This is a genomic window from Frankia sp. BMG5.60, assembly GCF_059428125.1.
In genome coordinates, this window is record NZ_CM182091.1 from 4,343,502 (window position 1) to 4,363,623 (window position 20,122).

Genomic DNA, 20,122 nt, shown 5'->3' on the forward strand with positions numbered 1-20,122 from the left:
ACGTCGGCTGCGGGGCGACCCTGCGGCGCGGAGCACCGGCGAGCAGGTTCGTCCGGCCTCGGCGCCGTGGGCGGGGCGGGCGTCAGCGCGAGCGGCTGGGTTCGAGGAAGGTCTGGGTACCGAGGACGGCGAGCATCTCCAGGCGTTCAGCCGCCCCCGAGCCGGGCCGCGGGCGGAACAGAACCAGTCGCTGGCCCGACGGCGGGCTGACCACCGCGTCGCACTCCAGGTCGAGCCGGCCGACCTCGGGATGGATGAGCACCTTGCGGGTGGTCCGCCGCACCGCCACCTCCTGACGGGCCCACACCTCGCGGAACTCCGCGCTGGCCGCCGAGAGCTCGGCGACGAGGGAACGGACCGCTTCGTCCTCGTGCCGCCGGCCGAGCGTGACGCGCAGGTCCGCGACGTGGTCGCGGCCAAGCGTGTCGTGCTGGTCGGCGAGGTATCGCGCGCGCAGCTCGCCGTCGGTGAACCAGCGCCACAGGAAGTTGCGCGCCCGACCCGGCGCGCGGGCGATCGGGCCGAGCAGCGCGACGTTCAGCGGGTTCTGCGCCACGACGTTGGCAAGGTCATCCGAGATGAGCGCCGGCACGGTGGGTGCGAGCGCGTCCAGCACGCACATCAGGCCGGCGTCGGCGTAGCCGAGGGAGCGGTGCCGCGGCGGGGCTTCGTGGCCGGCCAGCAGGTAGATGTGGTCGCGCTCGTCCAGCGTGAGGCGCAGCGCCCGCGCGATCGCGCCGAGCATCGACGGCGACGGCCGCGGCCCGCGGCCCTGCTCGATCCGCTCGTAGTAGTCCGTCGACATGTCGGCGAGCACGGCGACCTCGTCGCGACGAAGCCCGGGCGCCCGTCGCCGACCGCCGGCGACCAGCCCGACGTCCGACGGCCGCAGCAGCTCTCTTCGGTGACGAAGGAAGACACCCAGCTCCTGGCGCTGCACGGCGGTCCCTCCGCGGTTCCACTCGACCGGCTTCCACTCGGCCGTGCGCCCACGGCCCATCAGACATCTCCATCATGACCGCGGCCGGCCGGACTATCGCCGGACTCGCGATCCGGGGATGACCGAGACGCCGCTGACGGCCGGCGGAGGTGCCAGGGTGGAATGCGAGCACCACTGGCATGGCACGGGAGGAATCATGTCCGACAACAGAATCGCCCTGATCACCGGCGCGAGCCGCGGCCTCGGGCGCAGCATGGCCACGCACCTCGCCCGCGCCGGGGTGGGCGTCATCGGCACCTACAACAGCCGCAAGGACGAGGCCGATCGGCTCGTGGCGGAGCTCGAGGGGCAGGGAGTACCCGCGGCGGCGTTGCAGCTCGACGTGGGCAACAGCGCCGACTTCGCCCGGTTCGCGGCCGACGTCCGCACGACGCTCGCCGGCCTCGGCGCCGAACGCATCGACTACCTCGTCAACAACGCCGGAGTCGGCCTCTACGCGCCGTTCACGGAGACGACCGAGGAGCAGTTCGACGAGCTGTTCCGGATTCACGTCAAGGCGCCGTTCTTCCTGACGCAGACGCTGCTGCCGCTGCTGGCCGACGGCGGACGCATCCTCAACGTGTCCTCCGGCCTGGCCCGCTTCACTCATCCGGGCACCTCCGCCTACGCCGCCGCGAAGGGCGCGATCGAGGTTCTGACCAGGTACCAGGCCAAGGAGCTCGGCGAGCGAGGCATCCGGGTCAACGTGCTCGTGCCCGGGGCAATCGCCACCGACTTCGGCGGCGGCCGGCTCCGGGACAACGCCCAGCTCAACGAGGCGGTCGCGAGCGCCATCCCGCTGGGCCGCGTGGGCGAGGCCGAGGACATCGGCGCGGCCGTGCCGCTGATCCTCGCCGACGGCTTCGGCTGGGCCAACGGCACCCGCATCGAACTGTCCGGCGGCCAGAACCTGTAGCGCGACGCCGGCCCACCGCGCCCACGAGCCCGCTCCACGGCACGGCACGGCAGCGACGACGATCGCGACCTCGTCGACTGCCGATACTCGCCGTGACCAGTAGGTCAGGATCGGCTGATGGGATCGCAATATCCGCCGATCGAGCCGTACGACGCCGGGATGCTCGACGTCGGCGACGGCAACCTCGTCTACTGGGAGGTCTGCGGCAACCCGGCCGGCAGGCCGGCACTCGTCGTCCACGGCGGCCCGGGCTCGGGCTGCTCCCCGGGGGCGCGCCGCTGGTTCGATCCGGACCGCTACCGGGTCGTCCTGTTCGACCAGCGCGGCTGCGGCCGCAGCACCCCGCATGCCGGCGACCATCACACCGACCTGCGGCACAACACCACCGATCACCTGCTGGCCGACATGGAGCTGCTCCGCGAGCACCTCGGGATCGACCGGTGGCTGTTGTACGGCGCCTCATGGGGTTCGACGCTCACCCTGGCCTACGCCGAGCGCCACCCGTCTCGGGTTTCGGAGATCATCCTCGTGGCCGTGACGATGACCCGTCGCCGCGACATCGACTGGCTCTACCGAGGTGTGGCCCGGTACTTCCCCGAGGAGTGGGAGCGGTTCCGAGACGGGCTGCCGCCCGCGGACGGCAACGGCAACGGCAACATCGTCGCCGGCTACGCACGCCTGCTCGCGGACCCCGACCCGGCGGTGCGCCGGCGGGCCGCCGACGAGTGGTGCGCCTGGGAGGACGCGGTCATCTCACTGGAGTCGAACGGGCAGCCAGGTGCATACGGCGGCCGCCCGCAGCGGGCACGGCTCGCGCTGGCGCGAATCTGCTCGCACTACTTCGCACACGGGGCCTGGCTGGACGAAGGCGTGCTGCTGCGCGACGCCGGCCGGCTCGCCGGCATCCCGGGGGTGTTGATCCACGGCCGCCACGACCTGGGCGGCCCGTTCCGCGTCGCCTGGGAGCTGGCCCGCGCCTGGCCGGGCGCCGAACTCGTCCCGATCACCGACTCCGGCCACACCGGCAGCGACGCCCTGGGCCGCCGGCTGCGCGGCGCACTCGACCGGTTCGCCCGAGGTCAGGACGACAGCTCGGGCGCGCCGGTGTAGGCACCGTCGGCGTCGAGGACGGGAACGGTGGCGTCGGCGTCGAGGTCGGCCGCGCAGGCCACGTCGTCGTCCCAGCCCAACGCGAGCAGCTCCAGGCCGGACGCCGAGCCGCGCAGCTCGCCGGCCAGATCGGCCTCGGCGGCGCGGAACGCGGCGATGGCGGCGCGCGCCTCCGGGGCGACCGCCGAACGTTCCAGGTGCCCCGCCTCGAGGATCCGGGCGAGGACCGCGCCGGCGCCGAGCAGATCCTCGACCGCCGGGCGTAGGGGGCCGGCGTGCGACGCCCCGGACGGATCGGGCCAACGCTCGCCGGCCGCGATGACGGCCACGGTCCCGCCGTCCGCCAGCCGGTCGGCCGTCAGGTCCGCCGGTGACAGCGACCAGCGAGCGGTCGGGTCGTCCCGGCCCGGCACGGCGAGAACCGCGCCCAGCTCGGCGGCCCGCCGGGCCGCGTCCTCATCGCGCCACCGGCACGGCCAGACCCGCGCGCCCCGACCGACCGCAACCGAGACTGCCGTCGAGAACCGCAGCACATCGACGATCACGACAATGCCGCCTGGGGCGGCGAGGACGTCCAAGTCCTCTCGACCCCAGCCGAAACGGAGCCGGAAGGGGTGCTGCGCCGCCGGGTTCACGCAGCGGCGTCGGGAACGGTGATCTCCGCGCGGTCGGCGTAGAAGGCGACCCGGCCGGCGATGTCGGCAACGGCCGGATAGGGGGTCTCGTAGGTCCAGATGACATCGCCGAGCGTCGTGCCGTCCGAGGTCTCGACGCCGTAGTAACTCGCGTCGCCCTTGTACGGACAGTAGCTGGTTGTCTCGCTCCGGCGCAGCACGCTCTGGTCGACGTCGGCGATGGGCAGGTACTGCACCGCCGGGTAGCCGGCCTCGCGCAGGGTGCGGGAGTCGTGCGAGTCCGCGACCACCCGCCCGCCGATCCGGACGACCACCCGGCCGCGGGTCGGCTCGACGGTGATCGGATGGTCTGCGTTCGGCAACAGGACCGTTCGCGACATCAGGCTTCCTCCAGACCGACCGGGCCCGCAGACGGACCCCGCGGATGCGGACACCCCGACGGCGAGCAGCCGACGAGGGCAGCCCGACTGCCAAGGGCGAAACGCGGCGCACATAAAGGCTCCGCCGCATCGCGGAAACCGTCAACCCTGCTTCGCAAAAGTGGCCGCCACGACGGTGAGCCGCCCGTCGGCGCCGCGGAGTCCCGGCGAGTGACGGGCCCGCGGGTGGCCGCGGGTCACCGCGGGGCGCGGGCGGGGGTCCTGCTGGCCATGTTCGTCGTGATCGAGTCGCGTAGCGCACAGCCACTTCTGCGAATAGGCCTGCTGGCCCAGCGTGCGGTCGTCACGGCGAACCTGTTCGTGCTGCTGCTGTTCGCCGGGCAGGCTGCCGCGTTCTACTTCGTCTCGCTCTACCTGCAGCAGGTGCTGGGCTACGGCCCGACGGCGACCGGGGTGGCGTTCGTGCCGTTCGCGCTCGGCACCGTGCTCGGCTCGGGCGTCGCAGCACGCACCGTGAACCGGTTCGGTCTACGCCCGCTGCTCGGCGCGGGTGGGCTGACCGCCGCTGCCGGGTTCGGCTGGTTTGCGGCGACGCTGACCGCCGACGGTAGCTTCCTCTCCTCTGTCCTCGGCCCATCCCTGCTGACCAGCGTCGGCATCGGCCTGTGCGTCGTGCCGATCGGCACCGCGGCGACCATCGGCGTGGCGCCGGCGGAGGTCGGCATGGCGTCCAGCTTGATCAAGAGCTCACGCCAGATCGGCGGCGCGGTGGGGCTGGCGGCCCTGGCGACGACGGCGATCACCGTCACCGAGCACCACGGCGGCGCCCCGGACACGGCGCTGGCCGCGGGCTACGCCGCCGCGGTCGGCGTCAGGAGTGGCCTGCTAGCGCTCGCCGCGATCCTGGCCCTGCTGCTCGTCCCGGCCCGACCGCAGGCCAGGGTCACCCCACCGGAGCCAGCGCCGGCCGCTCCCATCCCGGTCGGAGGCGAGCAGAGGACCTGACCTGCCCGCTCTCATCCCGGGCTGTCAGTGCCAGCCCGCCCTGCGCCCAGCCCGCCCTGCGCCGAACCCGCCCTGCGCCGAGCTGCTGCCCCGGGCCCGCCACGCGATCGGCGACACCTAGGCGACAGTTCGTTGTGAATCCCTCACTCACGGTAGATGCTGCGGCCACATCGTCGCATCGTGGCAGCCATCAGACCTCGGGGGAACCTCCATGCAACCGGACACCGCCGACCCCACCCAACCGGCCTTCCTCGCGACCTACCTGGCCGGACTCCCACAGCCCAAACATGATCACACCGGCCCGGCGCGCAGCGTGCGCGAGGACGACTTTGACGGCCATCACGTCGTCATCACGACCACCTACGAGATCACCGTCGACGGGCGGCCGCTGGACGTGCACATCGGGCTGTCGAACGACGGCTCGGCGCACTGCCACGGCCTGCCCGCCTACCAGCTCCCCTCGCTCGTGGACCTGGTGCGGGTGCTCATCCGCACCTTCCCCGACGAGTTCTCCCCGCACCCGACGCCCGACGACGGTCACGACGGCCACGATCACGGCGGCGATCACGGCGGAGCCGGATCCAGCGACCATCCCGAGCACCTCGACCACGTCCGCGACCATGGCGAGGGCGACGGCGACACCCACACCCACACCCACACCCACGGCGACGAGACCCCGGGAGGGCGGTGAGGTGGCCGCGGTCCGCCGGGACATCCTCCGCGACGACAAGTCGCGAGCCGACTACATCCGCGGCGTCAAGCTGCTCAAGCACGAGCCCACCACGCTGACCACGGACCGGTTCGGCGTCTCCGGGCCCGCCCGCCCCGTGTACACCTACGACCTGTTCGTCATCTGGCACGTCCTCGCGATGAACACCGCGGTGCCACCGGGCGGTGACGCCGGAACCCGCAACGCCGCGCACCGCGGGCCGGTTTTCCTGCCCTGGCACCGGGTGATGCTCAGATGGCTGGAGGCCCACCTGCAACGGGTTCTCCGTGACCCGGACTTCGGCCTGCCCTACTGGGACTGGGCGCTCGACGGCACCCCGCCCGCGCCGGACGGGGTGGCGAATCCGGCCGCCTCGGCGCTGTGGCGGGACACCCCGGACGGGTTCGGCGGTCAGGGCAGCCCCGTGCGCGGCGGCGCGTTCGCCTTCGACCGTGCCGACCCGACGAGCTTCCGGGTGCGGATCGCGACCAACTCCAGCGGCGCGCTGCGCCAGGTCACCGAGCGCGGCCTCGCCCGCAGGTTCGGCCAGAACGCGCCGTTCGGCTCGCCGCGGCTGCCTCGCACCAGCGACGTCCGCGCGGCCTACAACGCGCGTGCCGACCCGAGCCTCGCCGACTATGACCGGCCGCCCTTCGACGTCTCATCTCGCGGCTTCCGTAACCGGTTGGAGGGCTTCACCGGCCCCGGCCTGCACAACCAGGTCCACCTGTGGGTCGGCGGGGACATGGCCCCGGCATCGTCCCCGAACGACCCGGTGTTCTTCGTCCACCACTGCAATGTCGACCGGCTCTGGGAGGGCTGGATGCTCCGCAACGGCCGCCAGTACCAGCCGGATATGACGGCCCCACCGAGCCTGCTCGGCCACCGGATCGACGATCCGCTCGTCTCCCCGTTCGCCCCGGCCCGCAAGCCGGACACCCCGGGTGGCGTCCTCGACGTTGCGGCCTTCTACAGCTACGACATTCTGCCCTGACCTCCCGTCCCCCGGCGGACGTCCGACGGGGGACGGGGACGCCCGGCCTGGACGATCAGGAGGCGGCGGGAGCGCCGAGCTCGGCACGGTCGACGAGGTCGACGAGGTCGGCGAACCCGCGGCGGTCGACGAGGTCGGTGAACAGGTCCACGACGTCGGCGGCGAGCGAACGCAGTTCGTCGGCCGTAAACGGGCGGCTGTTCTCGAACGCGAGCTCGACGGTCCGGGCGAGCAGGTCCGCCCGCCGTTCCAGGGTGGCGACTGCGGGCTGGGCGGCGGCCCGCGGCGCGGCACTCTCGCCGCCGGCCAGCTCGCCCTCGGCCCGCACGAAACCCTCGAACGTCGCCTGGAACGCGTAGGCGACCTCGTCGGCCCCGAGCTCGGCACGGAGCACGCCGTACTCGGCGAGCAGCCGGAAGTACCGTTCGGACACCAGGTGGTGGCGTTCGTCCCAGGCGGGGTCGTGCTGGCGAGCCAGCCGGCCGAGCAGCTCCGGGTCGGCCAGCAGCAGCCCTCGCAGCAGCGGACGGTGCATGACTGCGAGGAAGTAGTCGTGGGCGAACTGGTGCGGCAGACAGGTACTCGGCCGGGTGCGCATCGCGACGAGCAGCTCGGACATCGCTCGGGCCACCGCCCGGTCGAAGACAGCGGCGAACAGCTTCTCCCGCGTCTCCCAGTGCAGGTAGACCGTGCCCTTGCCGATGTTGGCACCGACCGCGACGTCCTCGACAGTCACCCGCCGCGCGCCGTGACGCAGCAGCAGATCCTCGGCGGCGTCGAGGATGCGCGTGGCGCGCTCCCGCCCGCGCGACGGGTCCCGGGACCGGCCGGCTGTCGGGCTCACGCGACGACCGTATGACCGCTTTCGAGATCTGGTCAACGTTCATCACACCGCGCATTCAACTTTTGACCAGATTTGAAATCTGGTCATACGCTGACGGTCCGATCGGCCTCGACCCCACCTGCGGAGGACGCATGGGCAACCGGACGGTGCTCGTCTCCGGCGCCGGCATCGCCGGTACGACGCTCGCGTACTGGCTGTCCTGGCACGGCTTTCGGCCGATGGTGGTCGAGCGCGGGCTGTGGCAGCGGACCAGTGGCAGCCCGGTGGACGTGCGCGGCCCGGCCCTCCGGGTGGCAGAGCGGATGGGGGTGCTCGCGCGGCTGCGGGCCGCCGCCACCAACGTGACGGGGATGCGGTTCGTGGACGCGGCCGGCCGCAGCGTCGGCCGCGTCAACCTGCGCGCGCTCGCGCGCGCGACCGGCGGCGGCGACGTCGAGCTTCCTCGCGGCGCGCTCGCGACGATCCTGCAGGCGGCGAGCGCGGAGCACGCGGAGTTCGTGTTCGGCGACTCCATCGCCGGTCTGGCGCAGGACGAGCATGGCGTCGACGTGACCTTCGACCACGGTCGCTCCCGCCGATTCGACCTGGTCATCGGCGCCGACGGCCTCCATTCGGTGGTGCGCCGGCTCGCCTTCGGACCAGACGCGAACTTCGTGCGTCACCTGGGCCTCTACATCGCCACGGTGCCGTTCAACGGGCCGATCGAGCACCGGCGTGAGGTGGTCATGCACAACACCCCGGGTCGGGCCGTCGCCCTGCACCCGTCGGCCTCCGGACCGATCGCGTTTTTCGCCTTCCGCCGCCCGGATCTGGCGGACTTCAACCATCGTGACATCGACCAGCACCGCACCCTGCTTGCCGGCGCCTACGCATCCGGATCATGGCGGACGGCGGAGCTGCTGGCGCGGGCGCAGGCCAGCGAGGACCTGTACTTCGACGCGGTGAGCCGGGTGGACGTACCCGCCTGGTCGACGGGTCGGATCACGCTCGTCGGCGACGCGGCCTCCTGCGTGTCTCTGTTCGGCGACGGCTCCTCCCTGGCGATGGCCGGGGCGTTCGCACTCGCCGAGGAGCTGGCCGCTACCCCGGACGATCACCGTTCGGCCCTGCGCCGCTACGAGGCGCGCCACCGCCGTCTCGTCGAACCCCGCCAGCGCGGCGTCGATCAGGCTGCCCACCTGCTCATCCCCACTACCTGGACCGGCATCCGCGCCCGCAACGCAGCGACTCGACTTTGGCCGGCCGCCGCCGCTGCCGGTTGGCTCGGCAGCCGCCTGACCACCGCCGGTCGCGGCCCCAACCCGCCCCACCTCGCCCCCGCCCGCCCCGCCGGCGCCACCTCACCGGGCTGACCGCTCCCTACCCCGCGCCACGATCACAGGGCTCGGTAGGAGCGAGGAGGGCGCCTGAACGTGCGTCGGAGGACAACTACCGCCCGCCCTCCACCATCGGCGGTAGTCGTCCTCTGGGAAAAGGCCTCACTGTCGGTCCGACGTTGCCGCGTCTCCGGTCAGAGAGACCGCGATGACCACGGTGGCTGCCGACTCGTCGGATATGGCGATCCGGGCGATCAGCCCGGTGCGGGAGACCGCGTCGACGAGCGAGGGCGCCTGCTGCGCGCTGGTCTCGAACAACAGGCTGCCGCCCGGGGCCAGCCAGGACGGCGCGCCGACGACGACCCGGCGTAGCACGTCGAGACCGTCCGTTCCACCGTCGAGAGCCAGCCGGGGCTCGTGCTCCCGCGCCTCGGGCGGCATCAGGCCGATCGCGTCGGTCGGGACATACGGCGCGTTGACCACCAGGAGATCCACGCGTCCTCGCAGCGCCCTGGGGAGCGCGGCGAACAGGTCACCCTCGTGCACCAAGCCGCCGTCGGCGACGTTGCGCCGAGCGCAGCGCACTGCGGCGGGCTCGATGTCGGCGGCGTGTACCTCAGCGTCGGGCAGAGCTGCGAGCAACGCGGCCGCCACTGCACCGGATCCACAGCACAGGTCGACCACGACCTCGCCGGGCCGGCCACCGGCCTGGTCGAGGGCCTGTCGGACGAGGAACTCCGTGCGGTGCCGGGGCACGAACACGCCGACCTCGACCGCGATCCTCAGGCCGCAGAACTCCGCCCAGCCGAGGATGTGTTCCAAGGGCTTGCCGGCGACCCGACAGTCGACCATCGCGGCGAGCTCGGCGGTAGTCCGGGCGGCGCCCACAAGCAGTCGGGCTTCGTCCTCGGCGAAGACGCAACCTGCGGCACGCAGCCGACGAACGACATCGGGCAACGATGGAGACGGCGGAAGGGGCGATGGAATTGACGACACGGGAAGCCTTTCGGGACACCGAAGGGCGCCCTCCCGATCACCAGGCCCGGTCGACCCGCATGTGATCATGGGAGGAGTACACCCACCCTGATACCGCGGAAATGGGTCCCACCTCCTCAAAAAGATCATCTCTGACTGCGCCTACAGTACCAGAACCAGTTCGCTCTACCAGGGACTACGCACGGCCCACTGGAACCGGCAGCAGGGCACAATCGAGCAGCCCCGCGACGACCGCGCCGATGACGGCAAGATCGAGGTAGTGGCAGGCCATCGCCCCCGCATAGCTAGGGCCGCCCCACGCGTTCACCGTGAAGTTCGGGTCCAGTCCGGCCAGCACCTGCACCCCGGTCCGCCAACACAGGTAGAGCAGCAGCACGGCCAGGGCGGCGAGAACGGCAAGCCGCCAGAGCTCCACCGGGTGGCGACGGACAGCGAGCGCCGTCAGCCCGATTCGCCGCGCCGCGGGCCGGCCGAGCGGCGCAGGCAGCGCGCCCCGGGCACGCCGCTCGGCCGGAAGCCGCCGGCGGCGCAGCCAGGCACCGATGGCGAGCGCCCCGGCCAGGATCAGTACGACAAGGTGTGGCCCCCAGGCGGCAGTGCCCGCGCTGTGCCCCGCGCGCACGGCGGACCGGTGCTGGTACATGACACCGCCGGAGAGGACACCTGCGCTGAAAGCGCTCATAGCGAACCCGGTCAGAACGGGCGAGATCCCGGCGGCCGCCCGCTGCCGGCAAACGGTCCAGAGACCTGGATGCGGCCGATGCCGGAGCCGTGGACGGACGCTGGCTACCCTGCGCGGCGACGCGGCGGCTGGTTGGGGCGGAGCGGATGGACGCGGCTTCATGTCCATCAAACTCGCGTTTTTTGGCCGGCCTGTCGTCCATCGCCGGAACCCCCTCCAGGTCCTTCGAGGGGTGGACTCGGAGCGGCTCGATCCGACCTGAGACGGATGGCCCGAGTCATCCTGCGGAGGGACGCCGGGAGCCGACCTCGGCGTCTACCGTAATGTCCTATGGCGCTCATCACGCCGGCCCCGTCCGGCCCGACCCACCGGCCCGCATGCATGCAGGGATTCGTCGGGTCCGCCAAGGTCGACGTTTCCGCTAAGGCTGGCCGAAGTGCTGGACCCGGCGCCGTCGACATCGCGGTTGTCCTTGCTTCCTTCGCCCTGTTCAGTGTGCCGGCCGCATTGACTCCGACGGTCGCGACTGAGGCTGACGCCTACGGCTCGACCGCGCACATCCTTCTGTTCGGGGCACTCGCCGCCGCGCCACTGATAGCGGCCCGACGCTGGCCGCTTCCGGTTCTCGCCAGCGTTACCGCGGTCCTCTGCACGGCCGCGTTCGCAGGGGTCCGCTTCACGCCGCTGGTCAGCAACGCCGGACCAGCGCTCGGCATTGCCGTCCTCACCGTCGCGGATCATCACCCAAGGCGGACGTCACTGGCCGCGAGCACGGCGGCAGTCGCAGCGATCGCGGTCTCCACCGCCGTCGCCATGCGGCTGTATCCCGATCAGGAACAGGATCTGGTCCAGGCACTCATCGCCGCAGCGGCCTGGCTGGTCGGCGATGCCTTCCGCACCCGCCGCCGCTACCGGTCCCGGCTGGCGCTGGAGGCGAGCCGAGAGGCCGCGGAGCGGGAGCGCCGTATCCGCGCCGAAGAACGGCTTCGAGTGGCTCGAGACGTCCACGACGTCGTCTCGCACACGCTGAGCCTGATCGCGGTTCGCTCCGGAGTCGCCCGGCTGCTCGAGGACCCACGCGAGGCGCGTGAGGCACTGAGCGTGATCGAGACGACGAGCCGCTCGGCTCTCGACGAGGTGCGCCGCGTCCTACGCAGTACCCGCCAGGAGATCCGGGAGCCAGTGTTTCGATCAGACGCGACGCTGACAGCGCGACCGCAGACAAAGCCGACCGGAGTCTCGGGCCGGGCGGATGAGGCGGTCTCGTCGGGTGGGCGGCCCGAGCGCACCGAATCCGCGCGAGCTGGCGAACAGGCCAGTGCTGACGAGCCAGCCAGGGTCACCGAACCGAAGCTCGCAGACCTCGACCATCTGGTCGCCGGGCTGCAGCGACGTGGGTTCCGCACGTCATACCGGCGCACAGGCACCGAGCGCTGCTATCTCCCGGTCCTGGAGACCTCGGTGTACCGCATCGTCCAAGAAGCACTGACGAACGTGGTCCGGCATGCCAACGCCACCGAGGCCGAGGTCAGTGTGCACGACGGGCCGCGGGAGCTGGTCGTGAGCATCGTCGATGACGGCCACACCTCACCGGGCGGTCCAGAGCATCACCACAGCGTCGAGACGCCGGCAGATCGCCGGAGCGACCAGGCGCGCCACGACCCGGCTGATGAGCCGAGTGGCCGAACCCCGCGGCGACCCGAGCCGGACAGAGCATCAGGACCCGGGCTGGGCCTGGTCGGGATGCGCGAGCGAGCGGAGCTCTTCGCCGGCACGCTCAGTGCGGGCCCCCGGGAACGAGGGGGATTCGCGGTCGTGGCCCGATTCCCCGTCTCACTCGCCACCGTGATCGCGGATCAGTCTTGTGGGCTCCCACCGGCGTCTGTCCGGCCGTGCCCTGTCGGGCAGGATGCAGGCTGATGATGTTGACATCCAATGGCTCCGCGCCGGCGGAGAGCCATGATGGGCCCGGTAACCGCGCTGAAGCCGACTATGGGTCCCGCCCGTTGTCGGCGGCCGACGGTCGCGTCCGGGTCCTCATCGCCGACGATGAGGCCCTGGTCCGCGCCGGTTTCCGGGTGCTGGTCGAGTCCGCTCCCGACCTCGCGGTGATCGCGGAGGCCGAGACCGGTGCCCAGGCGGTGCGGTTGGCCAGGCACCTACGCCCGGACGTCGTTCTCATGGACATCCGTATGCCGATCATGGATGGCCTGGAGGCGATGCGGATCATCGCTGCGGACCCTGGCACCGCCGCGACGCGCGTCCTCGTCGTGACGACCTTCGATCAGGACGAGCACGTCTTCGCGGCCCTACGTGGCGGCGCCAGCGGATTCGTACTCAAGGACACTCGTCCGGAGGACCTCCTGGCCGCGATCAGGATCGTGTCCGCCGGCGACGCGCTGCTGACCCCGAGCGTCACCCGGCGGCTCATTACCGAGTTCGCCCAGCGGCCGCAGCGGCCCGCAGCCTGGGGTGAAGAGCTGACCCGGCTGACGGAGCGGGAGCGCGAGGTGCTCATCCAGGTCGCAGCGGGACTGTCGAACTCCGAGATCGCCAGGCGGCTACTCGTCGGCGTCACAACCGTCAAGACGCATGTCAGCCGCTTACTGACCAAGCTTGGGGCGCGCGATCGGGCGCAGCTCGTCGTCGCCGCGTACGAGTCCGGCGTGGTAATCCCCGGCGCCGATCCGCTCGCGCCGGGAAGGGACCGCTCGTGAGAACGATTCAGGCGAGGGCGTGCCCCGTGGTCGCCTCGACGTGGTCGGGCAACGGGTCATGGCGGTCCCCCACAGACAGGGTGCCTGTCGGTTCGACCAGGAGGATCGACGCGCCGACCGGAGATGCGGGACGGTGCTCCACACCGCGCGGGACGACGAAGATTTCCCCCCGGTTCAGGATGACGACTCGCTCCCCTCCGCCAGGCGCGTCGCGCACGGTGATGTGCAGAGTGCCCGCGAGCACGAGGAAAAGCTCGTCGGTATCGGAGTGCGCGTGCCAGACATGCTCGCCGGCGACCTTGGCGATGCGGATGTCGTAATCGTTTACCCGAGCGACGATGCGGGGACTCCACAGCTCCTCGAAGCTGCCGAAAGCGGCATAGAGGTCGACCGGATCCGCCCATGGACCTCGCGGAGGCTCGGCCGCCGCTGCTTCAGGGACAGCGTGCGCGGAGCCAGCAGACGCCGGGGTGGCGGCGGACGCGGAGGTGCCAGCGGGTGCGGAGGTGTCAGCGGGTGCGGGGCGGCGGTCGGGCCCGGAGACTGGCTCGGCGGTCATGCGTGGATACTCCCGCCCGGCGAAGGGATGGACGAGTGCTAGGAATCGCGCATGTCGCATGGATCCTCGCAACCGGATCGCGCGCCAACGCATCGAATTGCGGTGATCGTGGATGACGGGTCGAATCCCTTCGAGCTGGGTGTCGCCACCGAGTTGTTCGGGCTGCGCCGCCCCGAACTCGACCGACCCTGGTACGCCTGCACGCTCTGCGCGCCCATCCCGCGGGTCCGCATGCACGGCGGGCTGTTCACCCTGTCCGGCGTCGCCGGGCTCGACGTGGTGTCCGCCGCCGACACGGTCATCGTGCCGAACCGGCCGGATCCGCTCGTCACACCGCCACCGGCAGTGCTGGCCGCGATCCGGGCGGCCAGCGACCGCGGGGCCCGCCTGGTCAGCTTCTGCACGGGGACATTCACCCTCGCCGCCGCAGGGGTGCTCGACGGTCGCCGGGCCACGACCCACTGGCGGTGGGCCGAGCTGTTCACCCGCCGTTACCCCGAGGTACGGCTCGTACCCGATGTGCTGTTCGTCGACGACGGCGACGTGTGCACGGCCGCGGGCAGCGCCGCCGCCCTCGACCTCGGGCTGCATCTCATCCGCCGTGATCATGGGGCCGAGGTCGCGAATGTGGTCAGCCAACGGCTGGTGTTCGCGGCGCACCGTGACGGCGGGCAGCGGCAGTTCGTCGAACGGCCCGTACCGATCGTGCCCGACACCTCCCTCGCGCCGCTGCTGGACTGGGCCCGCCAGCGGCTCGACCGACCTACGGCGATCGCCGACCTCGCCAGCCAGGCCGCGGTCAGCCCGGCCACGCTGTACCGCCGGTTCCGCGCCGAACTCGGTGTCACTCCACTGGCGTGGCTGACCGCCGAACGGGTCGCCTTGGCCTGCCGCCTGCTCGAACGCGGAGAACATCGCCTCGATCTCGTGGCCCGGGCCAGTGGTCTCGGGACCGCCACGGGTCTGCGGGTCGCGCTGCGGCGACGCACGGGCCTCACGCCGACCGCCTACCGGAGCCGGTTCGGGCCGGGCCGACCGGCGCCCGGACTGGCCGGTCCGGCGGACAGCGGCTGAGCGGAGGGAGCGACAGAAAAGGTCGAGCAGGTCGGGAAACCGGATCGGGAACGGCCCGCGGGGCGGGCGGGAACGGTCCGTGGGCGGGCGGGAACGTTCCGTGGGCGGGCGGGAACGGTCCGTGGGGTGAGGCGGGGCGGATAGGCGGCCAGCGCCGATCGGGCTGCTCCAGACGACCAGCGTCTGGTCAATACAGAAGTCGACAGCGACGAGACCCTGATCCCAAGGATGGCGACTTGTAGTCTTTTCTCGCCTGCAACGACCGTTTCAGCCATGGCCTTCCGCGCCCGCCGCGTGCGAGGAGGAGGTTCGAGGATGGTGGGCGATCCGTCCGTCATCGGCCGCGTCGGCGCGCTCATCGTGGGCACCCGGGGTGACGCCGGGCCGGGCGAGGTGGTGGTGCGGGTTCGCGGCGGGATCGAAACATTCCTCGCGCTGTCCGACACCCCGCTGCCCAAGGGCGTGTCTGTGCTGGTCATCGGGACGCGCGGGCCTCGGACCGTCGAGGTGGTGCCGTGGCTGGATCCCGCCGCCGTCTTCGGCGGCGATCTCTGACGAAAGGTTCGCGGCGTGTTTGGTTACCGAGTCCCCGCACCCGACCAGGCGATGCTGATCTCGGGCGGGAAGAACCGCGGTGGGATGCCTTTCAGGGTGGTCACCGGTCACGGCGGGTTCATTCTGCCGTTCTTCCGCAAGGTGCGCTTCCTGACCCTGGCCATGTGCGAGGCCGAGGTCGCGGAGACATGCGTCACCTACCAGGGAATCTCCCTGAACGTCCGGGCCGTGATCGCCTTCAAGGTGGGCAACGACAGTGAGAGCATCGTCAACGCCGGCCAGCGCTTCCTGTCCGACCAGGGCCAGATGGCCGTGCTGACGGGGCGGATCTTCTCCGGCCACCTGCGTTCGATCATCGGCTCGATGACGGTCGAGGAGATCATCCGCGACCGGCAGAAGCTCGCCACCGAGGTACTCGACGGGTCCAAGGCGGAGATGGCCCGGATCGGGCTGACCATCGACGCGTTGCAGATCCAGTCCATCGACGACGGCAGACTCGGCTACATCGCGGCGATCGCGGCGCCGCACAACGCCGCCATCCAGCGTCAGGCTCAGATCGCCCAGGCCGAGGCCAACCAGGCGGCCGCCGAGGCCGAGCAGCGATCGCAGCGGGCGCAGGCGGAGTACGCCCGGCAGACCTCCATCGTCCAGGCCCAGTATCGGGCGGAGATCGACCGAGCCCAGGCAGAGGCCGCACAGGCCGGGCCGCTTGCGCAGGCCCAGGCGGAGGTGGCGGTGACCGCGGCGCGGACCGAGCTGGCCGAACGCGAGGCTCAGTTGCGCCAGCAGCAGCTCGTCACCGAGGTCGTCAAACCCGCAGAGGCGGAGGCCGAGCGGGTCCGCGTCCTCGCTCTCGCCGAGGCCGAGAAGATGAGGATCCAGGCGGAGGCCGCCGCGTCGCACAACCGGGTTGCACTCGACCGGATGCTCATCGACCAGCTTCCGGAGATCGTCCGGCAGGCGGCCTCGGGGCTGGCGGGCGCGAACGTCACGGTGCTCAACGGCGCCGAGGGCATCGGTGAGATCGCCAGCGGACTCGTCGGGCAGGGCGTAGCCATCTTCGAGGCCCTACGCGCGGGCGTCCGGCAGCCGGCCTACGCCGCCGAAGGCCAGGAAACCAGCGCCAGCGCCGGACACCCCGGCATCGGGACCGCCCGGCCCGTTCAGGAGACGTAGACGTGCTTACGGCCGGCAGCGGCGGGACGCGCCTCCGGCCGGCCGCAGTATCCGTACTCCACGCGGCGCCGCCACACCGTGAGCCGGCATTGATCGGCCTCGATCGTCCAGGTCCGCCGCTCGACCCGGTCCTCGACCTGCACGGGGTTTCGGGTCCCTGCCTCGGTGGCGCGGCGGTGCGCCCAGGAGTGCGCCGCCTCCCACTCCAGGAAGGTGGCCACCAGTTCGCCATCGCCGTCATAGACCTGGAATCGGCGAGTCGCCATTGTCACGCCTTTCAGCCAATTACCGAATAATGAGAACCGTGGAGCTGTCCACGGTGCGCGGTCACGTCTGGTGGGGCGTCGGTCCGGCCCGCGATGGTGGGTTGGCCGGCTCCGGGCGGGGCTCGACGCCCACCCGCCCGGAGCCGGCGATCGGCGGCCGCCCCCACCGGCCCCGGCCAGCGCGTCGACGTGCCGCGTGGTCGTGGACTGCCTGGTCGCCGGCCACGTGGCCGCAGCCCTCGCGACGGCGGGCCGCGCCATGGTCGTGGCGGTCCGAATCTCCCGAGCGGACGGGATGGACGGGATGAGCGGGGTGGCAGAGGTGGACAGCGCGGTGGGGGCGGGCAGCACGACCGACGCCTCCCGGGCGGTCATCCCGGCATGGTCGCAGGATCGACGCCTCGGACCCCGCGCGATCGCCATCGACTACTCCCCGTGATTCCTCACCGTACCAAGTTCTCACCCAGAGCGTTGTGTTCGCCACTCAAAGTAAACCAAGACTCGCAGCATGGCCCCTGCCTCGACCGTCTGCAAGAGCTTCTGTAAGAGTCTCGCTACCCAGAGCTGCGCACTGTGTATGAGGAGTGGCGATCCAGTGGCAGGATGCACCCATCACTCCGAACAGACCGAAGGACTAGCGATGGCCACGAGCGGCGGTCCGACTGTGCGGCGGCGGCGGCTGGGTGCCGAGTTACGGCGCCTGAGAGAGGCGGCGGACGTCTCGGTCGACGAGGTGTGCCAACTGCTGCGATGCTCGGTCTCGAAGGTCAGCCGGATGGAGAACGGGCGGGTGCCGGTGCGCACCCGCGACGTGTCGGACCTGCTCAACCTGTATGGTGTTACGGAGGGTGAGCAGCGCGACGCGCTGCTGGCGTTGGCCCGGGAGTCCCGCCGGCACGGCTGGTGGCACTCCTACCACGATGTCGTCCCGGCCTGGTTCGAGATCTACATAGGCCTCGAGGGTGACGCGGCGTCGATCCAGGTGTACGAGTCCCAGCTCGTCCACGGGCTGCTCCAGACCGGAGACTACGCCCGGCAGGTCATCCGGGCCGATGACCCGGAGGCCGACGAGGAGGAGGTCGAGCGCAAGATCGCCTTGCGGATGGACCGGCAGCGTCGGCTCACCGCCCCCGACCATCCCCGGCTCTGGGTGATTCTGGACGAGGCGGTGCTGCGCCGGGAGATCGGCGGTCGGGCGGTCATGCGCGACCAGCTCGATTTCCTCGCCAAACGGTCCGAACTCCCGAATGTGACGATCCAGGTCCTGCCGTTCGCGGTGGGCGCACACTCCAGCCTGGGCAGCGCATTCTCCATACTCGGATTCCCCGATTCGGAAGACCACGAAGTGGTCTATATAGAAGAGGCGGCCGGCAGCCTTTACATCGAGCGTGCCGCCGAAGTCCGGCGCTATAAGTTGAAGATGAATCACCTTCTGGCCGCCGCCCTGCGGCCAGAAGAATCCATACAGATGATACTTTCCGTCGCAAAGGAACTCAAATGACCAGATTTGCGAAGCCCGATGTGGGCGGTCCCGCCGAGCTGGCCTGGCGCAAGAGCAGCCACAGCAACGGAGCAGGTGGCATGTGCGTAGAGGTCGCCCCCCTGGGCGAGGGCATCGTGGTTCGTGACTCGAAGAACCCCAGCGGTCCCGTGCTCGCCTTCTCCGCGGCCGAGTGGGACGCCTTCCTGGCTGGCGCGCGGGACGGCGAGTTCGACCGAACCCGGGTCCGCCAGGCCTGACTCACCCCGGCCCGACCTGCCCAGCCCGACCGACCGACCGACCCAGCCTGACCCGGCCTGACCCGGCCTCGCACTCGGCCGGACTCGGACTCGGACTCGGAGCTGACCAGAGCCCGGCCGGACGAAGCGGCTGGCGAGACCGGCCTGGCCCGAGCCTGCGCTCCCCCTGCGCCCGACAGCGCCAGGTCCGGCCCGGACGCCTCCACCGGATGCGCCCGGGCCGGTCGGGGACCGCTGGGCCGGGGACGGCCGCCGGTCGTGGGGGCGGAACGATCCGATCAACGTCGACGTTCCCGCCCCGACCGGGTCGAGGTTCCTGTTCTGACGGTGCGGTGGCGGCCGCTCGACATGCCGGTTGGCTCTTGCGCAACGCCCCCCGGTCGCGCACTCTTGTAGATGTTCAGTCGGTCCTCGTTGTTCAAGTGTTCGTCCCGTTGTGGTCGTGGCATTTCCGGGGCACGACGTCCGCGTCGTCCATCGCGCAGGGTGGGCAGGCGGACCGGACGCTCCCGGCGCCGTGGCGGCATGGGGCGGCGCTCGGCCACCTTCGCCCACTGGACGGGCCACGCGGGCTGCAGATGCCCGCCCAACGCGGAGGAGGGCAGTCGTTGTGATCATTTTTGACGGTACGGCTACCCGCGTACAGCGCCGCCACGCCACGGTCCGGGTGGCCGCGTCGCAGGCGGTGCTCGACCCCGGCGGCCATCAGGCTGCGCGTATGGCCTCAGTCCTCACAGCCGCGTGTTGTCGCCCGCCGGCAGGGGGGCCTCGGGCAGGCTCGGTGGCCGGCGGAGCCGCCATCCCGTCGCCGTCCTAGCTGAGGACGGCGCATCCCGCCCGCGCGCCGGGCACCCTCTCACATCTGATCACGGTCGGTCCGCATCTGGATCCGCCGGGCATGGACGTCCCCGACGGATCCCGGGTTGCGGGCACGGCTTCCGAGATTCACCGCGTAGCACCATCCTGTTCCCCTGCCACTGGGAGGTGATTGCCGTGGCCACCGCCACGACCAACCTGCTCAACACCCCGATGAAAGATCAGCGAGTCGAACGTGTTCGGCGCGCGGCACTGTCGGCGTACGTGGACGGGAAGATCACCTACGCGCAGGCGAACCTCCGGGTACGCAAGGCTCTCGAACGCTTCGGGGTGTGATGGGCCGGCCCAGGCCCGGCGGGCGGCGCCGTCCGCCGGCCGGCCCGTCCGCGACCGGCGCGGTCCGCCGGCCTGGCCGACCCTGGACCTCCCGGCCAGGCCGCCGGGCTCGCCGCCGCGGCTGACGTTCGAGGCGCGCCGCGGGCGAGGTGCCTGCCAGTACCACAGCCGTAGATCGCGCCGGTGACCTGCGGTGACGCTGAACGCAGGGCAGCCACATGCACCGGGCGAGGCGGTCGACGAGTACGAAGCTGGGTGTCGTCGCAGCGATGAGTCTGGCGGCGGCGCCCACAAGTCTACCTTCCGACCGAGACAAC

General features: G+C 71.4%; 23 protein-coding genes. 15 read left to right on the plus strand and 8 right to left on the minus strand.

Annotation, left to right across the window (positions count from 1 at the left end; translation table 11 throughout):
* Positions 1-82: 82 nt before the first annotated feature.
* On the minus strand, positions 83-1,000 hold the full coding sequence (locus AC5R91_RS17775) for a helix-turn-helix transcriptional regulator (protein WP_495392470.1): 918 nt from the start codon (positions 998-1,000) through the stop codon (positions 83-85).
* A gap of 136 nt (positions 1,001-1,136) precedes the next feature.
* Here AC5R91_RS17775 and AC5R91_RS17780 point away from each other — a divergent pair, with 136 nt between their 5' ends.
* Both AC5R91_RS17780 and pip read left to right on the plus strand, forming a co-directional pair.
* The gene (locus AC5R91_RS17780; protein ID WP_495392471.1) at positions 1,137-1,895 is read left to right on the plus strand and encodes an SDR family NAD(P)-dependent oxidoreductase; all 759 of its coding nucleotides are present in this window, start codon (positions 1,137-1,139) and stop codon (positions 1,893-1,895) included.
* A gap of 117 nt (positions 1,896-2,012) precedes the next feature.
* Positions 2,013-3,005 (plus strand): prolyl aminopeptidase, encoded by a 993-nt coding sequence (gene pip / locus AC5R91_RS17785; protein ID WP_495392472.1) that lies wholly within the window; start codon positions 2,013-2,015, stop codon positions 3,003-3,005.
* Here pip and AC5R91_RS17790 read toward each other — a convergent pair.
* Complete coding sequence (locus tag AC5R91_RS17790; RefSeq protein ID WP_495392473.1) at positions 2,975-3,583, minus strand: 2-phosphosulfolactate phosphatase; 609 nt, start codon at positions 3,581-3,583, stop codon at positions 2,975-2,977. The two genes, pip and AC5R91_RS17790, sit on opposite strands and share 31 nt — an antisense overlap.
* A 53-nt stretch (positions 3,584-3,636) precedes the next feature.
* On the minus strand, positions 3,637-4,020 hold the full coding sequence (locus AC5R91_RS17795) for a DUF427 domain-containing protein (protein ID WP_495392474.1): 384 nt from the start codon (positions 4,018-4,020) through the stop codon (positions 3,637-3,639).
* A gap of 210 nt (positions 4,021-4,230) precedes the next feature.
* Here AC5R91_RS17795 and AC5R91_RS17800 point away from each other — a divergent pair, with 210 nt between their 5' ends.
* From AC5R91_RS17800 to AC5R91_RS17810, 3 genes are all read left to right on the plus strand, one after another.
* Positions 4,231-5,025, plus strand: coding sequence for an MFS transporter (locus AC5R91_RS17800; RefSeq protein WP_495392475.1), 795 nt, complete (start codon positions 4,231-4,233; stop codon positions 5,023-5,025).
* 211 nt (positions 5,026-5,236) lie between these two features.
* Positions 5,237-5,716 carry a hypothetical protein gene (locus tag AC5R91_RS17805; RefSeq protein WP_495392476.1) on the plus strand — a complete coding sequence of 160 codons (480 nt, stop codon included), beginning with the start codon at positions 5,237-5,239 and terminating at the stop codon, positions 5,714-5,716.
* 1 nt (position 5,717) lies between these two features.
* On the plus strand, positions 5,718-6,728 hold the full coding sequence (locus AC5R91_RS17810) for a tyrosinase family protein (RefSeq protein WP_495392477.1): 1,011 nt from the start codon (positions 5,718-5,720) through the stop codon (positions 6,726-6,728).
* 55 nt (positions 6,729-6,783) lie between these two features.
* Here AC5R91_RS17810 and AC5R91_RS17815 read toward each other — a convergent pair whose 3' ends face one another.
* Complete coding sequence (locus tag AC5R91_RS17815; protein ID WP_495392478.1) at positions 6,784-7,572, minus strand: TetR/AcrR family transcriptional regulator; 789 nt, start codon at positions 7,570-7,572, stop codon at positions 6,784-6,786.
* A gap of 131 nt (positions 7,573-7,703) precedes the next feature.
* Between AC5R91_RS17815 and AC5R91_RS17820 the strand changes: the two genes are divergently transcribed.
* On the plus strand, positions 7,704-8,924 hold the full coding sequence (locus AC5R91_RS17820) for an FAD-dependent monooxygenase (RefSeq protein WP_495392479.1): 1,221 nt from the start codon (positions 7,704-7,706) through the stop codon (positions 8,922-8,924).
* 126 nt (positions 8,925-9,050) lie between these two features.
* Here the strand turns inward: AC5R91_RS17820 and AC5R91_RS17825 are convergent, their stop codons facing one another.
* Together AC5R91_RS17825 and AC5R91_RS17830 are read right to left on the minus strand one after the other, a co-directional pair.
* The gene (locus tag AC5R91_RS17825) at positions 9,051-9,845 is read right to left on the minus strand and encodes a putative protein N(5)-glutamine methyltransferase (protein WP_495392480.1); all 795 of its coding nucleotides are present in this window, start codon (positions 9,843-9,845) and stop codon (positions 9,051-9,053) included.
* 214 nt (positions 9,846-10,059) lie between these two features.
* The gene (locus tag AC5R91_RS17830) at positions 10,060-10,566 is read right to left on the minus strand and encodes a hypothetical protein (RefSeq protein WP_495392481.1); all 507 of its coding nucleotides are present in this window, start codon (positions 10,564-10,566) and stop codon (positions 10,060-10,062) included.
* A 381-nt stretch (positions 10,567-10,947) separates the two neighbouring features.
* Between AC5R91_RS17830 and AC5R91_RS17835 the strand changes: the two genes are divergently transcribed.
* On the plus strand, positions 10,948-12,486 hold the full coding sequence (locus AC5R91_RS17835) for a sensor histidine kinase (protein ID WP_495392482.1): 1,539 nt from the start codon (positions 10,948-10,950) through the stop codon (positions 12,484-12,486).
* Positions 12,486-13,283, plus strand: coding sequence for a response regulator (locus AC5R91_RS17840; RefSeq protein ID WP_495392483.1), 798 nt, complete (start codon positions 12,486-12,488; stop codon positions 13,281-13,283). The genes AC5R91_RS17835 and AC5R91_RS17840 overlap by 1 nt, the downstream gene beginning before the upstream one ends.
* A 7-nt stretch (positions 13,284-13,290) precedes the next feature.
* On the opposite strand, the gene AC5R91_RS17845 is transcribed toward AC5R91_RS17840, so the two are convergent.
* Positions 13,291-13,842: a cupin domain-containing protein gene (locus tag AC5R91_RS17845; protein ID WP_495392484.1), complete on the minus strand. Its 552-nt coding sequence runs from the start codon at positions 13,840-13,842 to the stop codon at positions 13,291-13,293.
* Between the two features lie 102 nt (positions 13,843-13,944).
* On the opposite strand from AC5R91_RS17845, the gene AC5R91_RS17850 reads away from it, so the two are divergent.
* From AC5R91_RS17850 to AC5R91_RS17860, 3 genes are all read left to right on the plus strand, one after another.
* Positions 13,945-14,916 carry a helix-turn-helix domain-containing protein gene (locus AC5R91_RS17850; protein ID WP_495392485.1) on the plus strand — a complete coding sequence of 324 codons (972 nt, stop codon included), beginning with the start codon at positions 13,945-13,947 and terminating at the stop codon, positions 14,914-14,916.
* A gap of 315 nt (positions 14,917-15,231) precedes the next feature.
* Positions 15,232-15,471 carry an NfeD C-terminal domain-containing protein gene (locus tag AC5R91_RS17855; protein ID WP_495392486.1) on the plus strand — a complete coding sequence of 80 codons (240 nt, stop codon included), beginning with the start codon at positions 15,232-15,234 and terminating at the stop codon, positions 15,469-15,471.
* Between the two features lie 15 nt (positions 15,472-15,486).
* Positions 15,487-16,647: an SPFH domain-containing protein gene (locus tag AC5R91_RS17860; protein ID WP_495392487.1), complete on the plus strand. Its 1,161-nt coding sequence runs from the start codon at positions 15,487-15,489 to the stop codon at positions 16,645-16,647.
* Here AC5R91_RS17860 and AC5R91_RS17865 read toward each other — a convergent pair.
* On the minus strand, positions 16,635-16,913 hold the full coding sequence (locus AC5R91_RS17865) for a hypothetical protein (protein WP_495392488.1): 279 nt from the start codon (positions 16,911-16,913) through the stop codon (positions 16,635-16,637). The two genes, AC5R91_RS17860 and AC5R91_RS17865, sit on opposite strands and share 13 nt — an antisense overlap.
* Before the next feature lie 196 nt (positions 16,914-17,109).
* On the opposite strand from AC5R91_RS17865, the gene AC5R91_RS17870 reads away from it, so the two are divergent.
* The 4 genes from AC5R91_RS17870 (at position 17,110) to AC5R91_RS17885 (ending at position 19,805) form a co-directional block, all read left to right on the plus strand.
* Positions 17,110-17,352, plus strand: coding sequence for a hypothetical protein (locus AC5R91_RS17870; protein ID WP_495392489.1), 243 nt, complete (start codon positions 17,110-17,112; stop codon positions 17,350-17,352).
* A 201-nt stretch (positions 17,353-17,553) separates the two neighbouring features.
* Positions 17,554-18,414 (plus strand): helix-turn-helix domain-containing protein, encoded by an 861-nt coding sequence (locus AC5R91_RS17875; RefSeq protein WP_495392490.1) that lies wholly within the window; start codon positions 17,554-17,556, stop codon positions 18,412-18,414.
* Positions 18,411-18,653 (plus strand): DUF397 domain-containing protein, encoded by a 243-nt coding sequence (locus AC5R91_RS17880; RefSeq protein WP_495392491.1) that lies wholly within the window; start codon positions 18,411-18,413, stop codon positions 18,651-18,653. Before AC5R91_RS17875 ends, AC5R91_RS17880 begins: the two co-directional genes overlap by 4 nt.
* Before the next feature lie 993 nt (positions 18,654-19,646).
* Positions 19,647-19,805 carry a hypothetical protein gene (locus AC5R91_RS17885; RefSeq protein WP_495392492.1) on the plus strand — a complete coding sequence of 53 codons (159 nt, stop codon included), beginning with the start codon at positions 19,647-19,649 and terminating at the stop codon, positions 19,803-19,805.
* The last annotated feature ends 317 nt before the right edge of the window (positions 19,806-20,122 follow it).